Genomic DNA, 14775 nt, shown 5'->3' with positions numbered 1-14775 from the left:
CACTCAGGCCGTGGTGCTGACCATTGAACCCGACGTACTGCCCCCCTCCTGAGTGAGGGCTTGCAGCAGCGCGGAAGTCGCCGTCTGCAAGGCCGCTGCAGTCGCTGCAATCTGTGTTTGTGCCGCGGCAATGGCTGCTGCTTTAGCATCTTCACTCTGGTTGCTGGACTGTACGTCTTGCAAGGCCTGTTGCTGCTCTTGAAGCTGCTTTTGCAACTGCTCGATCTGCTTCTTCAACTCTTTGACCGTGTCGGAATCATCCGAACTCGATGCAGCAGTCCCAGTGCCGCCTGCACCAGCAGCACTTTGCGAACCTGCTTTCATGTCGACAGTCAGGCCGCCAGTGCTGCTCGTACTGGCCTTGGCTGAGCTATTGCTGCTCGTGGCATCTGTCGGGCTGGCAACGCTTGCAAGACTTGGTAGGGAGGCGAGACCGCTAGTGTTGATAAGCATGCCAGTTGTCCGATGGCGAGAAAGTACCCACTGCATCGGCCTGGCAGATGGATACTTTAGAAATACGCAGATATTTCCGTAGGAAAAATCCAAGACGACAAAGCCGCCGGAGGCCACGGATTGGAGCGCCGGCCAAGCGAAGCGTACACGCACAGCCGAGAGCTACGTGTTAGTGATCGCCCGCACCCACGTATGCCGCTGCGCAACTCCGCGCTGAGGGTTGTTTCGTTCTCTACCAGCGGAATGCCCTGAATGTAGGACTGATCGATTGCGCGAGTGCGCCACTCCCACTTCACGTTCGAAAATTCATGTTGCCCTGAGGGTCCTGCAGAGGCGTGCTATCGAGGTAGATACCCTTTGCGGTTGTCAGATATGCAACTCGCCAGGGCGACCGCGACGTCCTACTGAACGCAATCTTTCACATCCCTTTCACATCCGGGAGCTTATGGTTACCCCAGCTCCTAGAGAATATCCCTTTAAACCCGCTACCCCCCATCGCGGGTTTTTCTTTGTCTGCGATTTGGAGTGCCGAAACTCCCCCTCGCCGACTTACCCGACGACCGCTATACACGCCCACCTTCAAAATGACACGATAACGCCTCGCCTTCGTAAGTAGGAATACAGGATGTTCAGTCACGTAACCGTTGGGACAAACGATCTTGATAAGGCCGTTACCTTCTATGATGCGGTGCTGATCCCTCTGGGACTGTGCCGTCGGGCTGTAACACCTGATGGAGGGCCGCTTGCTGCATGCTGGGTTACCCCGAACAGCCCACTTCCTCGCTTTTATGTTTACTGCCCTTACGATCTCAAAGAGGCCGTCGCGGGAAATGGCAGCATGGTGGCTTTCGCCGCGCCACATTCGGAATCTGTCGATGCAGCCTATACCGCAGGCCTTCTTGCTGGGGGTGTTGATGCAGGTGAACCAGGGCCGCGCCTGCATTATGGGCACGGCTATTATGGCGCCTACCTGCGTGATCCGGACGGCAATAAAGTGCACATAGTTCATCGTGGCGATGTGCACTTGCCTGCGTAAGCGCGACTGACATTACTCGCTTCAAGCCCGCCAACCGCGGGCTTTTTCGTGTTTGCGCAAACACTTCAGGCGAATAGCTCAGGTGCGTAGGGTGCGCCGGACGGAATGTCCTGATTTGAACTGTCACTACAGCCTGCCAATAACTACCTGGTCACCGGCGGGCCGAGACAGTCTCAGGATGTCTGATCACAAAAGCTGATGTGAAAACACTGCTCTACGGAGCATTACTGCATACCTCGCAAGAGCCGCAGAGCAAGGTATTCGGCGTGAATTTATTTGGGGGCGTAAACACCACACAGATCTTTTTGAAGCGCCAGGAAAGGTGGCGTGCTTAGGGTGCTCACCATATTTGCTACTTCGGCGGCATGAGCAGGGTCTGCTTGCACTTTTCTGACCTCAGGCTTTATTGACTCCATCGATGGGTCGTTGGCGAATGCGTTTTCGATGCTCGCGTTCATTCCCGGGTTTGATTTGTTGCAAGCTTGTTCCATCGCGATAGCAGTTAACGCGGTTTGATGCAGCTCTTCAGCCTCATTTGCGAAAGAGCTCGCCGCGAAGCAAATGCCTACCAAACATAGCGACAGCCTAAAATTCCTTACTACCGACATTCAAAGCTCCTTATTTATGGATGCTGAGGCCCACAAGCAGCGAGCTAAAGCCTTGCAGGTTAACACGCACCCTCCCCGCCTCTATCGGGACGCCGATCCGGCTGAAGCGTGCGATTCGGCTAGGCTTGCCCTGCCTGCATCGGAGGGAGGACATTCAGGTACTCATGGGGCACGCGGACGAGAAGGTGACGAAGCACTATCAGGAAGGGCACGACGAAAAGAAGATCGAGTACATGGAGATGGGCGCCGAATTGGCGTTCTGAGGTGGGGGTTTTGCAAAAGTTTTGCAAATCGCGGACAACAAAAAAGGGCCCACCTTTCGATGAGCCCTTCTAGACCGCCCAGCAGAGCGGATTTTGTTTGGTAGGCGCGATTGGACTCGAACCAACGACCCCCACCATGTCAAGAGCCACCATGCTAGGCGCTAGGCCACGCCGCCTATAGCCCTAAGAGAACGCCCATTCACATTATGAGGCGTCAATCATGGCTAACATTCGATCCCTTCCCTCTGGCAACTGGAACGCTCAGGTTCGGTTGAGAGGAAGTCCCCCGCAATCCAAAACATTCCCAACTCAGGCATTGGCCCAGGCATGGGCTGACCAGTTAGAGGCTGTCACCAAGACGCATCAGACGCACACCCTATACACCCTTGGCATGACCTATTGCGAAACCATGCTCAAGGGCAAGGGTAGCTATGACCATGCAATCAAGATCGTCGATCAACTCTTTGCTGCCTTTCCCCAGCCAATCCATGACATCACCCCCCAGCTAGTCAATGACTTCAAGCTAAAGCGTCTTCAAACGGTCAAGCCTGCTACCTGCCGCATACAGCTAGCGTTCATGTCTCGTTTCTTCAGGTTCGCGAAGCGTGGCCTGCTTATAGACATACACAACCCCGTTAGTGACATAGCCCTACCCAAGCCCGACAAGTCGAGCGACAAGGTAATCAGTGCTGGCGAGCTTAGACAGTTGCTTAACAAGCTCTCCCCCACCATGGCCCTAATCGTGGAACTGGCCTATGAGACAGCCATGAGACGCTCAGAAATACTCAAGCTCACAACTCAATGCCTTCACCTGGATGAACGTATCGCGGATGTAGTGGACGGTAAGAACGGCACTAGGTCTGTGCCCTTGACCATGCGTGCGATAGAGCTATTGAAAGAGGCACAGAGGCTGGCTGTAGCAAACAAGGCACACAGAGGGAGACTGTTTATTGTGACGCCTCATGCAGTGTCACAAGCCGTTAGGCTGGCAAGGAACAAGGCAGGGCTTGACTGTAGCGTTAAGCTTCACCAGTTAAGGCACACGCGTATTACTAACGTAGCCAAGAAGGGATTCAACAACGCTCAGATAATGATTGTATCGGGGCATAGAGATACTAGGTCAGTGGCTAGATATTCTCATTTGAATGCGAAGGATGTACTTCACCTCATTGATTAAGCCACCTGTGAGCGCACAGGAACAACGATAGGCAATCGACTGCCACACATATAGCAACGTAAGCCTGTAGCCCCTCACAGGGGCTCACAGTGACATTGAGTAAAGGGATGGGTGTGCATGGGAGTTACGGATAGACATTATTTTTGAGAATCCGTGTAGGGTTTTCTCTCAGATTTAAGTATATACCTATAGGCACTGAAATTATTTCCGCAATCGCTGTCCCCGTTTCTCTCAGAAACGAGTATATATAGGTATAGAAAGCAATTTTCTAAACTATTTACGTCACGCCTTGTAGACCTTTACCCCGAAAAATCAGTATAGCTTATACCAGCATAAGATTGCTTCCCAACACTGCTTGTACAGAGTCAGTAGGTTGCGGTCTTTTTTATTGCCTAGATAGTGGACTTTCCACAACAGGAAATCAGAGAGAAATGAAAGAGAGAACGTGATGGACATAGACAAAATCATAGAAAGTAAAATCATGCGCCTAAATACAGCAGACCGTAAATTGGCATGGATGATGATCAGAAACAAAAGTGACGATGGGTTACGGTGGTGTGAAATCTCGCTTGAAGAGTTTTCCGCAGCAACTGGTAAAACACGCAGCTCATGTAGCAAGACCATCCAACACTTAGTCGAACACAAACTCATTGCGATTCGAAAGGTTCGTCTTGGGTCTACAACTTACAACCAATACAAAATAATTCCCTTGGAGCAAGATCAATGAACACAATCACAATGAATGACATACAAGAACTCGCACGCCAAACAGGTAACACTCCCATGGCAGTTCTAACAGACCTTATCGAGCGTGGCTATCAGCTAGTCGAAGAACCTCCCGCACCCAGAGGCAACCCATTGACTTCATCTAAGGATGCGTTAGCACAATGGAAGGCGTCTAAGCAGAGAGTACGTGACGAGCTTTATAAAGCAGACCCTCTTGTTCGACAGCTTACTGACTTGGATACAGCATATAACTCATCCGCTCAGCAGGCCAAGCAAAGCATAGTCCAGCGCGATGCATTTGGAAATATTACAGGCACCACTAAATCCATGCTCACAGGGGCCACTTCAAAAGAGCAAGCGGAACTGATGGCAGCCATTCGTGCAATGTACAACCAAGGAGAATAACTATGAAAGCAGTAGACTTGACACCAGCAGAAGTTAAAACCCTAGAACAACGTCGCTCAGCACTTGGCGCTATCGACTGTAGCATTGAACAAAAGAACAAGCTCATCTCTGGCATTAGGGACTACAGAGGGAGCGAGTATGGCATGACTCAATATGGTTCATATCAGGTGCTGTCTGTTCATGGTAGCGGCACGCTACCTGCTGAGCTTGAAGGCACTTTCACAGACGCTAGACATATCACCCAGACTATAGATAATTTAATCGCAGAAGGGAAACTGATTGAACTCAAGTAACCCAAAGGTTATTTACGTAGCAGAAGCTACCCCAGGCACAGGCAAGACAGAACAGTTCATTAAAGAACTAGATGCAGCACCCTACAAGCGATACGTATACGCTGTTCCTACCAAGGTACTCACTAAAGACGTCGTAAAGCGTATTCATGCAATCGGCATAGCTCATGCTTACGTGATCAATAGTGACACACATAAGAACGTGACTGACACAGTAGAATGCGCACTCCTTGAGGATGACCCTAAGGTTCTTATCATTACGCATAAGACCTTATTGGACCTAGACCCCTGCTACCTACAGGACTGGATTGTAGTCATTGATGAAGTACCCTCAGTCGCCAACAATCTTACCAAAGATATTGGCGACCATGCTTACACCAACTTCCTAGAGAAATTCATTGAGATTGATAGCGTATCCACCAGAGCGTCTATCAAGCAAGGAATGACAAAGGAAGCCAGAGCCACCTACTCTGACGTGGTAAACGACAAGGGTATGTCAACCATCTGTACCTGCCTTGGTGCCCTTCTGAGGGGCAAGGCTGATGTATTCATCAAAGAATATGTAGACAAGAAAGACGGAAAATGGAAGTGGCAAATCAGGGTAGTTGATTACTTTGACTTAAGCGGGATCTATGAAGCAGCTCAGGAAACCCACATCCTAGGTGCTAACGTCACGGGTACGCTAGCTTACCAGCACGCCTTGACCAAGGGTTACACTCTTGAAGTCTCCAGATTCACACCAGAATACAGGGGCTACAAGTTTCCAAGCTATATCTTTCCATTGATTGGCGGGAGCAAGGTTAGCAAGACCATGCTTCTTACTCTCCCTGACAATAGCGTAGCCGAGGAGTGGAATGATAGAGTATACGGGCACACGCTTTTACGTGACGCTATTGAGTTCGTACAAGGCGAACCCATCCTTGTCCAAGTTCATGAATGGTGCAAGTTCCCATTCGAGGATTACCCTAACGTAATACGTATACCTTTTGACGCTAGGGGATTGAATGGATACTCAGACGTACACCATACGCTCTCCCTGATTCATGGTAATCCAAACACTGTAGAGGACCAGAATAACTCTGAAATGCTCTGCAAGATGGCTATTTCCGCCCCAGTTGGTAAGCAAGCTCTACGCAATGAGCGTTATAGGGAGCTGATATTTCAAGCAGCTACACGAAGCAGCATTAGGACTTTCAATAACGATAGACCTACTATGCACTTCGTACCTACCGAAGAATCAGGACGACACCTAGCGTTTGACTTAACGGGTTGTCACTACATCCTCAAAGACTTGACTAGGCACGCTCCAACTAGCAATGCAAAAGACAAGACAAAGAACAACATCACCACAGCAAAAGGATTGTCATCTGATGGGTTCTCATTGCGAAGCATTGCAGCGACCATGGGCGTTAGCAAAAGCATAGTATCTAAGTGGCTGAAGTCTGATGAATGAAGCTAATCCTGTCCACTTTCTCTTAGAACCCTCTAAGGAAAAGTGGACACTTCCTACACTCAATTAAGATCAAGAGCAACGTCGGCAGAGCCGACAAAGAGCACGCATTAAAGAAAAATCAAAAGCAGAGCACCTACCAGTGTATCGCTCTTGATCTTTTCTTTATGCGTATGCCACTCCGTGGCGTGCTCTTGCTTTTGCTTCTGTCACGCAGTGACGTTAAGACATCAACTCAGGACAATACAATGCCAACCAATGATAACAACTCAGATGAAGATATAATCGAGGAAGCGTCAGCTATCAAAACGTGACCTACCTCCTAAGCGCCCTACTCCTCATACAATACACCCAGCTAGTAATACTTCAGATCATGCATGACTATAGCTTCATAGCTATAACGCTTAACATTATCTGCTATTTACTTACCCTTATAATAACAATCAAATACCGAGACAAACCATGAACCTTACAGACACAGACAAGACAGAATACATTGAGACAAACTCACATTGCGTACTAGCTAAGCGTTTAGACGTCAGCATGATCACGCTTGATTCTTACGCAGAAGAACAAGGATGGAAAGAGGAGCACCGTATCTATTGGCATGACAAATCAATTGAGATATTGAAACAAGAGCTAGTCAATGGAAACATCAGTGCCGTTAAAGAGATGCTAAAGGTAACTGGTGGCGTAAGACCTGTAGGACGCCCACGTAAATTAGAGGTTGAGCGTGAAACCGCCATTGCCAAACGTATTCAGGAAGAATATGACTCAGATATTCGACGAATGAAGCTCGTAGACAGCAAACCAAGATAATTATTTATTAAGACAGGAGGGGTGCATTGGCTTTTATGTTAGCACTTCAAAATTGCGACTACACGTCAAATTGTAAAACCTATAAACCTTAGAAACACAGCCGCGATCTTTACGGCCCACACAAAAAGCCAGAATAATACGCCATAGGCGATCAAATAACCGATTACAGTTTTAAAAAAATTATATACTTTTAACACCACGACATTCACCCCCATTCATCCACGCTATCAATCAAGCAACTATGAAATACCGAGCTTCTCCTTAGCGAGACTTATCAGCAAATCCTTCATAATATCAAATGATAGGACACCAGCCTTATCCAAGCTCAAACTCTTCGCTTTACCCCATAAGCCCTCGTTTCTAGCAGCGCTCAAGAACTCGTGGCCACTCCAAGTCAGGGAGAAAGGATAAACTTTGATTACGCGGTCAGGGGTCTTGCTTGAGGTAGACCTCTCACATCTTAACAACCCCGCCTCGTCCATCAGTAACAGGTGATAGTTAATCAAACTCTCACTATATCCATCTATTTCAATGGTTCGATCCATCCCATCAAAGTCTTTCTCCTCATAATATATGAGAATTTTGCGCACTAAATCCAGATCTCTTTTCATCAACCACCTTCTCCAAAAATAAAAAACTAGAAACTTATATAGATACAAAAATGAGCACTCTAAAGCTAGTCGCTACGTCGCTTCATATTATTAAGCATTTTCTGATTAACCTGCATTCTCTTTTCAAGCTGATTACCAGTGAGCTTTCTCTTATTCATAGTATCAGCGGAAAATTTAAACTCCCAGTCATTGATCCATCCTTTTGCGTGAGCATGTGCGATAGCTTCAAAATTTAGTGACTTCTCCCCATCTTTCCTTACACGCTTTACCGCTTGAAAAATAAGATCAGAGGGAAGGCCAATAAATTTTTTTACACAACAGTTACCTACCGTTGCCATGTTTTGATTCCGACTATTCTGAAGTACACATACTTCTTTGATGGGATAGTGACCACATAAGCAGGTTTCAAACTCATCAGCCTCATAAATATTATGCAGCTTCCATTCGAGTTTAGCCTCATCCCACGACGCCGAATGAGACCTGCTGAGTATCTCTTTTGTTAAAGTGTACTCACTCATGATAGCCCCTCACGCTATAGCCTTATGACACTATAGCAGCCCCATTGAAGCTTGGGATTTTCAGCAGAAACTGAAAAGCACCATTGCATATATAAGCACCCCACCCCACACCCCCTGCCCCACCCCTAGAGAGACGCCCCCGCCAGCCCTACAGCAGCACACAGAGCGTTCAGGATTCACTACAGAGCGTAGGGTGTTGAGCGTGGCCGACAGGCGTACCCGCCTCACAGCAGGCACGTAGCTCAGTTGGTTAGAAGCCTGCCCTTGCGAGGCACGAGCAACGGGCAAGGGAGTGAGCCTGCGAACGTACCACCACCTAGACAAGATAGTGAACGAGCCATGCATATCAATGGGTTAGGTAGAGTCGTTCACAAATCTGAGTGTGAACAGAGGCAGGCATGAATCCACGTTCACATTGCCTTGTGTGAACGAAGCCTATAATTTGTGAACGTTTTCTTAGGCAACAAAAAAGGGCCCACCTTTCGGTGAGCCCTTCTAGACCGCCCAGCAGAGCGGATTTTGTTTGGTAGGCGCGATTGGACTCGAACCAACGACCCCCACCATGTCAAGGTGGTGCTCTAACCAACTGAGCTACGTGCCTGCTGTGAGGCGGCATTCTACGGAATTCCGAAGGGGTGTCAACATCTTTTTTGCAGCTAACCCTATGAATATGCGAATTTTTTATTTGTGGCGGGTGCACCCGTGTTTTTCGGGTGGCTGGCAGGCAATTTTCAACTCAGGTAGGATCGGGGCACTCGTAAAAAATATAAAACAGAGGTTCCAGGATGGCGAACACCCCCTACCCCCAGTCGTATTACGCCGCTTCCGCGAATTCGGTGCCGCCTCGTCCGGCACTCCAAGGCGAGGTCGAAACTGATGTGTGTGTGATTGGTGCCGGCTACACCGGCCTTTCCAGCGCATTGTTCCTGCTGGAGAACGGTTTTCGCGTGACCGTACTGGAAGCCGCAAAGGTAGGCTTTGGCGCGTCCGGCCGCAACGGCGGGCAGATCGTCAACAGCTACAGCCGCGACATCGATGTGATCGAGCGTAGTGTCGGTCCCAAGCAGGCGCAGTTGTTGGGGGACATGGCGTTTGAAGGCGGCAAGATCATCCGCGAGCGAGTCGCCAAGTATCAGATCCAGTGCGACCTCAAGGACGGCGGCGTATTCGCCGCGCTCAATAGCAAGCACATGGGCCACCTGGAGTCGCAGAAGCGCCTGTGGGAGCGCTATGGCCATACGCAGCTGGAACTGCTGGACGAACGCCGCATTCGCGAAGTGGTGGCCTGTGACAACTATGTCGGCGGCCTGCTGGACATGAGCGGCGGGCATATCCACCCGCTTAACCTGGCACTGGGTGAAGCGGCGGCCGTGGAATCCCTGGGCGGCACAATCTACGAACAGTCCGCCGCGGTGCGTATCGAACGTGGCGCCAATCCGGTGGTGCATACCGCCGAGGGCAAGGTCAGGGCCAAGTTCATCATTGTTGCAGGCAACGCCTACCTCGGTAACCTGGTGCCGGAGTTGGCGGCCAAGTCGATGCCGTGTGGCACACAAGTGATCACCACCGCCCCCCTGGGTGATGAGCTGGCGAAGACGCTGCTACCGCAGGATTACTGCGTAGAAGACTGCAACTACCTGCTGGACTACTACCGCCTCACCAGCGACAAGCGCCTGATCTTCGGCGGCGGCGTGGTGTACGGCGCGCGGGACCCGGCAAATATCGAGGCGATCATCCGCCCGAAAATGCTCAAGGCCTTCCCGCAACTCAAGGATGTGAAGATCGACTACGCCTGGACCGGCAATTTCCTGCTGACACTGTCGCGCTTGCCGCAAGTGGGACGCCTGGGTGACAACATCTATTACTCCCAAGGCTGCAGCGGCCATGGCGTGACGTACACGCACCTGGCAGGCAAGGTACTGGCGGAAGCATTGAGAGGCCAGGCAGAGCGTTTTGATGCGTTTGCCGGATTGCCGCACTACCCATTCCCAGGCGGGCAACTGCTGCGCACACCGTTCGCGGCACTGGGGGCATGGTATTACGGCCTACGGGATAAGCTAGGGTTTTGAGCACTTGTAGTGAGCGGGCTTGTCCCGCGCTGGGGGCGAAGCCGCCCTAAAACCAGGCACCGCTGTTTACCTGGCACACCGCGGCGATCCTATTAGGGCGGCTTCGCCCCCCAGCGCGGGGCAAGCCCGCTCACTACAACACCAAATCGCAGACACAAAAAACCCCGGTCTTTCGACCAGGGTCTTTGCTATCGGATCAAAGCAGCCAGTGGCTTTCTTTGTGCTTCAAGGCGTTCAGTGGGCCTTGAGGCAGATATGGCGCAGCGGACGGGACTCGAACCCGCGACCCCCGGCGTGACAGGCCGGTATTCTAACCGACTGAACTACCGCTGCGTATCGCTTGACCAGTTGAGCGCAAACCCTCAACCGTCTTTAAACATCTGATCGATCAGCCTTGGCTGTTCAATCTCAAACCTGACGAGTCAGGCCTGGTAAATATGGCGCAGCGGACGGGACTCGAACCCGCGACCCCCGGCGTGACAGGCCGGTATTCTAACCGACTGAACTACCGCTGCGCGTCGGTGCAACCTTTAATGTTGCGTCTTACCCGAAGGTAAAACTCTCAAGAAGTGGTGGGTGATGACGGGATCGAACCGCCGACCCTCTGCTTGTAAGGCAGATGCTCTCCCAGCTGAGCTAATCACCCTTTGCTTCGTTGAGGCCGCGAAATTTACGCAGGTAGCAGACCTAAGTCAATAGCCTGCTTGAAGTTTTTCTGAAAAAGACAAAATTGCTTCAAGACGACTATCCGCCCTACTCGCTGTAAATCATCTTCTTGCTCATGCCGCCGTCCACCACAAACTCTTGCCCGGTGACAAAACCAGCTTGGCGCGACAACAACCACGCAACCATCGCCGCGACATCCTCCACCGTACCGACCCTGCCCGCCGGATGCTGGGCATGATCGGCGTCGGTCAAAGGCTCAGCACGACGCGCCGCAGGGTCACGCGCATCGATCCAGCCGGGACTGACCGCATTGACCCGCACTTCCGGCCCAAGACTCATGGCCAAAGCATGAGTGAGAGCCAACAGGCCGCCCTTGCTCGCCGCATAGGCCTCGGTGTCCGGCTCGGATTGCCGGGCCCGGGTCGACGCCAGGTTGACGATGGCGCCGCCATGGGCACGCAGATAGGGCGCACAGTGCTTGGCCAACAACATCGGCCCACTGAGGTTTACCGCCAACACACGATTCCAGTAAGCCAGATCCAGGCTTTCCAGCGTGATATTGCGCGGATCAGCGACCGCCGCATTACACACCAGTGCGTCCAGGCGCCCAAATTGCCCCAATACCTCGGCGACACCCTGGGCGACTTGTTTTTCGTCCGCCACGTCCATGGTGATAAACCAGGCATTTTCACCCAGCACCTTGGACACCTTGGAGCCGCGCTCACGGTCCAGGTCGGTCAACACCACCTGCCAGCCCTCGCTGATCAACCAAGCCGCAATCCCGAGGCCTATGCCTCGGGCGGCGCCCGTCACCAGCGCGACGCGCCCATTGCTGGCCGCCGCTGCTTCCATGGACCACTCGATCACAAGGCGGCCAGCCCGCGAGCCAGGTCAGCCTGCAAGTCGGCCACATCTTCCAGGCCTACCGCGATGCGGATCAGGCTGTCACGGATACCGGCAGCTTCACGCTCCTGTGGAGCCAGACGCCCGTGGGAAGTGGTGCTCGGATGCGTGATGGTGGTCTTGCTGTCACCCAGGTTGGCGGTGATGGAGATCAGTCGCGTGGCATCGATAAAGCGCCAGGCGCCCTCTTTGCCGCCCTTCACTTCAAAACTTACCACGGCGCCAAAACCACGCTGCTGGCGCTGGGCCAGTTCGTGTTGCGGATGGCTCTTCAGACCGGCGTAGTGCACCTTCTCGATACCGTCCTGCTGCTCCAGCCACTCGGCCAGCGCCTGAGCGTTGGCGCAGTGGGCCTTCATGCGCAGGCTGAGGGTTTCCAGGCCCTTGAGGAAGATCCACGCATTGAACGGGCTCAAGGTCGGGCCAGCGGTGCGCAGGAAGCCGACAATTTCTTTCATCTGGTCACTGCGCCCAGCAACCACGCCGCCCATGCAACGACCCTGGCCGTCGATAAACTTGGTAGCCGAATGCACGACGATGTCCGCACCCAGCTTCAGCGGCTGCTGCAGTGCCGGGGTGCAGAAACAGTTGTCCACCACCAGCATCGCGCCCTTGGCGTGAGCCACTTCGGACAACGCAGCAATATCCACCAATTCGGCCAACGGGTTGGACGGCGACTCGACGAACAACAGCTTGGTATTGGCCTTGATCGCCGCATCCCAACCGGAAAGATCCGCCAGGGGCACGTAGTCCACTTCGATACCAAAGCGCTTGAAGTACTTCTCGAACAGGCTGATGGTCGAACCGAACACACTGCGCGACACCAACACATGGTCGCCAGCGCTGCAAAGACTCATCACCACTGCCAGGATCGCTGCCATGCCTGTCGCCGTGGCAACGGCCTGCTCGGCACCCTCCAGCGCAGCGATACGCTCTTCGAACGCACGCACAGTCGGGTTGGTGTAGCGCGAATACACATTGCCCGGCACCTCGCCAGCAAAGCGTGCGGCGGCATCCGCAGCGGTGCGGAATACATAGCTGGAGGTGAAGAACATCGGATCACCGTGCTCACCTTCCGGCGTACGGTGCTGGCCGGCACGCACAGCCAGGGTATCGAAAGCTACGCCATCGAGGTCGCTGTCCAACCGACCGGCATCCCATTCCTGACTCATGCTGCCACTCCTTACTCGATTCTTTATTTAAGATACAAAACCGGCCCCTCAGGGCCGGTGTCTACTCAGTTGTTGTACAGGTCGATGATCGCGCTGACCGCCTGGGTCTTGATCTTCGACGAGTCGTTACGCGCCTGCTCGATCTTGTTCAGGTAGGCCTCATCGACGTCACCGGTCACGTACTTGCCGTCGAACACGGCGCAGTCGAACTGGTCGATCTTGATCTTGCCACCGCCAACCGCTTCGATCAGGTCCGGCAGGTCCTGGTAGATCAGCCAGTCGGCGCCGATCAGGTCGGCCACATCCTGGGTGGTGCGGTTGTGGGCAATCAGTTCGTGAGCGCTTGGCATGTCGATGCCATATACGTTCGGATAACGTACGGCAGGCGCCGCGGAACAGAAGTACACGTTCTTCGCGCCGGCTTCGCGGGCCATCTGGATAATCTGCTTGCACGTGGTGCCGCGCACGATGGAGTCGTCCACCAGCATCACGTTCTTGCCGCGGAACTCCAGCTCGATGGCGTTGAGCTTCTGGCGCACCGACTTCTTGCGCGCCGCCTGGCCCGGCATGATGAACGTACGGCCGATGTAGCGGTTCTTCACGAAGCCTTCGCGGAACTTGACACCCAGGTGGTTTGCCAGCTCCAGCGCAGCGGTGCGGCTGGTGTCCGGGATAGGGATGACCACGTCGATGTCGTGCTCAGGACGCTCGCGCAGGATCTTTTCGGCCAGCTTCTCGCCCATGCGCAGACGCGCCTTGTACACGGAAACGCCGTCGATGATCGAGTCCGGACGCGCCAGGTACACGTGTTCGAAGATGCACGGGGTCAGTTTCGGTGCCACGGCGCACTGCCGGGTGTGCAGCTTGCCGTCTTCGGTGATGTACACCGCTTCGCCCGGCGCGAGGTCACGGATCAGGGTAAAGCCGAGCACGTCCAGGGACACGCTTTCGGAAGCGATCATGTACTCGACGCCTTCGTCGGTGTGACGCTGGCCGAATACGATCGGACGGATGCCGTGCGGGTCACGGAAGCCGACGATGCCATAACCGGTGACCATGGCCACTACCGCATAACCACCCACGCAACGGTTGTGCACGTCAGTCACGGCAGCGAACACATCTTCTTCGGTTGGCTGCAACTTGCCGCGCTGGGCCAGTTCGTGGGCGAACACGTTAAGCAGCACTTCCGAGTCGGAACTGGTGTTGACGTGGCGCAGGTCAGATTCGTAAATCTCCTTGGCCAGCTGCTCAACGTTGGTCAGGTTACCGTTGTGCGCCAAGGTAATGCCGTAAGGCGAGTTGACGTAAAACGGCTGAGCTTCGGCCGAAGTCGAGCTACCCGCAGTCGGGTAACGCACATGGCCAATGCCCATATGCCCGACCAGGCGCTGCATGTGACGCTGGTGGAACACGTCACGTACCAGGCCATTGTCCTTGCGCAGGAATAACCGGCCGTCGTGACTGGTCACAATACCGGCAGCGTCCTGGCCGCGGTGCTGGAGGACGGTTAGCGCGTCATACAGCGCCTGATTGACGTTCGACTTACCGACGATACCGACGATGCCACACATGCGACGCAACCCCTACTTAATGAATCTTGACTGAACAC

General features: G+C 53.1%; 15 protein-coding genes, 4 tRNA genes and 1 pseudogene. 8 read left to right on the top strand and 12 right to left on the bottom strand.

From position 1 onward, the window contains the following. Positions 1–3 precede the first annotated feature (3 nt). Entirely contained in the window at positions 4–453 is a 450-nt protein-coding gene (locus CFE47_RS29005; protein ID WP_286842390.1) for a hypothetical protein, read from the bottom strand. Positions 454–555: 102 nt separating this feature from the next. Beyond that, positions 556–817, bottom strand: a pseudogene (gene gpJ / locus CFE47_RS29000) (TipJ family phage tail tip protein); the annotation flags it as partial. 261 nt (positions 818–1078) lie between these two features. On the opposite strand from gpJ, the gene CFE47_RS28995 reads away from it, so the two are divergent. Further along, a complete protein-coding gene (locus CFE47_RS28995; RefSeq protein WP_286842348.1) occupies positions 1079–1489 on the top strand; it encodes a VOC family protein in 411 nt (136 codons plus the stop codon). 272 nt (positions 1490–1761) lie between these two features. Here CFE47_RS28995 and CFE47_RS28990 read toward each other — a convergent pair whose 3' ends face one another. Next, the gene (locus tag CFE47_RS28990) at positions 1762–2097 is read right to left on the bottom strand and encodes a hypothetical protein (RefSeq protein WP_286842346.1); all 336 of its coding nucleotides are present in this window, start codon (positions 2095–2097) and stop codon (positions 1762–1764) included. A gap of 483 nt (positions 2098–2580) precedes the next feature. Between CFE47_RS28990 and CFE47_RS28985 the strand changes: the two genes are divergently transcribed. The 6 genes from CFE47_RS28985 to CFE47_RS28960 all read left to right on the top strand — a co-directional run bounded on the left by CFE47_RS28985 (position 2581) and on the right by CFE47_RS28960 (position 7227). Further along, positions 2581–3537: a tyrosine-type recombinase/integrase gene (locus tag CFE47_RS28985; RefSeq protein ID WP_286842343.1), complete on the top strand. Its 957-nt coding sequence runs from the start codon at positions 2581–2583 to the stop codon at positions 3535–3537. Between the two features lie 445 nt (positions 3538–3982). After that, positions 3983–4264, top strand: coding sequence for a hypothetical protein (locus CFE47_RS28980; protein ID WP_286842340.1), 282 nt, complete (start codon positions 3983–3985; stop codon positions 4262–4264). Further along, positions 4261–4668: a hypothetical protein gene (locus tag CFE47_RS28975; RefSeq protein WP_286842337.1), complete on the top strand. Its 408-nt coding sequence runs from the start codon at positions 4261–4263 to the stop codon at positions 4666–4668. The genes CFE47_RS28980 and CFE47_RS28975 overlap by 4 nt, the downstream gene beginning before the upstream one ends. A gap of 2 nt (positions 4669–4670) precedes the next feature. Further along, on the top strand, positions 4671–4961 hold the full coding sequence (locus CFE47_RS28970) for a hypothetical protein (RefSeq protein ID WP_286842335.1): 291 nt from the start codon (positions 4671–4673) through the stop codon (positions 4959–4961). Next, positions 4948–6411 carry a DEAD/DEAH box helicase family protein gene (locus CFE47_RS28965; protein ID WP_286842333.1) on the top strand — a complete coding sequence of 488 codons (1464 nt, stop codon included), beginning with the start codon at positions 4948–4950 and terminating at the stop codon, positions 6409–6411. Before CFE47_RS28970 ends, CFE47_RS28965 begins: the two co-directional genes overlap by 14 nt. Before the next feature lie 459 nt (positions 6412–6870). Further along, on the top strand, positions 6871–7227 hold the full coding sequence (locus CFE47_RS28960; RefSeq protein ID WP_286842331.1) for a hypothetical protein: 357 nt from the start codon (positions 6871–6873) through the stop codon (positions 7225–7227). A 239-nt stretch (positions 7228–7466) separates the two neighbouring features. Here CFE47_RS28960 and CFE47_RS28955 read toward each other — a convergent pair whose 3' ends face one another. From CFE47_RS28955 to CFE47_RS28945, 3 genes are all read right to left on the bottom strand, one after another. Then, the gene (locus tag CFE47_RS28955; RefSeq protein WP_286842329.1) at positions 7467–7838 is read right to left on the bottom strand and encodes a DUF2513 domain-containing protein; all 372 of its coding nucleotides are present in this window, start codon (positions 7836–7838) and stop codon (positions 7467–7469) included. Between the two features lie 65 nt (positions 7839–7903). Continuing rightward, complete coding sequence (locus tag CFE47_RS28950; protein WP_286842327.1) at positions 7904–8356, bottom strand: hypothetical protein; 453 nt, start codon at positions 8354–8356, stop codon at positions 7904–7906. Positions 8357–8880: 524 nt separating this feature from the next. Next, positions 8881–8957: transfer RNA gene (locus tag CFE47_RS28945), tRNA-Val, on the bottom strand. 184 nt (positions 8958–9141) lie between these two features. Between CFE47_RS28945 and CFE47_RS28940 the strand changes: the two genes are divergently transcribed. Beyond that, a complete protein-coding gene (locus tag CFE47_RS28940) occupies positions 9142–10425 on the top strand; it encodes an NAD(P)/FAD-dependent oxidoreductase (RefSeq protein WP_286842324.1) in 1284 nt (427 codons plus the stop codon). Between the two features lie 256 nt (positions 10426–10681). Here the strand turns inward: CFE47_RS28940 and CFE47_RS28935 are convergent. The 6 genes from CFE47_RS28935 to purF form a co-directional block, all read right to left on the bottom strand. Next, positions 10682–10758: transfer RNA gene (locus CFE47_RS28935), tRNA-Asp, on the bottom strand. A 105-nt stretch (positions 10759–10863) separates the two neighbouring features. Then, positions 10864–10940 (bottom strand) — tRNA-Asp (locus CFE47_RS28930). A 55-nt stretch (positions 10941–10995) separates the two neighbouring features. Next, positions 10996–11071: transfer RNA gene (locus CFE47_RS28925), tRNA-Val, on the bottom strand. A 107-nt stretch (positions 11072–11178) separates the two neighbouring features. Beyond that, positions 11179–11943: an SDR family oxidoreductase gene (locus CFE47_RS28920; RefSeq protein WP_065892472.1), complete on the bottom strand. Its 765-nt coding sequence runs from the start codon at positions 11941–11943 to the stop codon at positions 11179–11181. Positions 11944–11954: 11 nt separating this feature from the next. After that, positions 11955–13166, bottom strand: coding sequence for an O-succinylhomoserine sulfhydrylase (locus tag CFE47_RS28915; RefSeq protein ID WP_286842321.1), 1212 nt, complete (start codon positions 13164–13166; stop codon positions 11955–11957). 65 nt (positions 13167–13231) lie between these two features. Further along, positions 13232–14737: an amidophosphoribosyltransferase gene (gene purF / locus CFE47_RS28910; RefSeq protein ID WP_065904549.1), complete on the bottom strand. Its 1506-nt coding sequence runs from the start codon at positions 14735–14737 to the stop codon at positions 13232–13234. Positions 14738–14775: the final 38 nt, after the last annotated feature.

The sequence above is a fragment of the Pseudomonas sp. PGPPP1 genome (assembly GCF_002255865.1).
In the GTDB taxonomy this organism is placed as follows: domain Bacteria; phylum Pseudomonadota; class Gammaproteobacteria; order Pseudomonadales; family Pseudomonadaceae; genus Aquipseudomonas; species Aquipseudomonas cremoris.
This window is presented reverse-complemented; position numbering and strand designations above follow the sequence as displayed.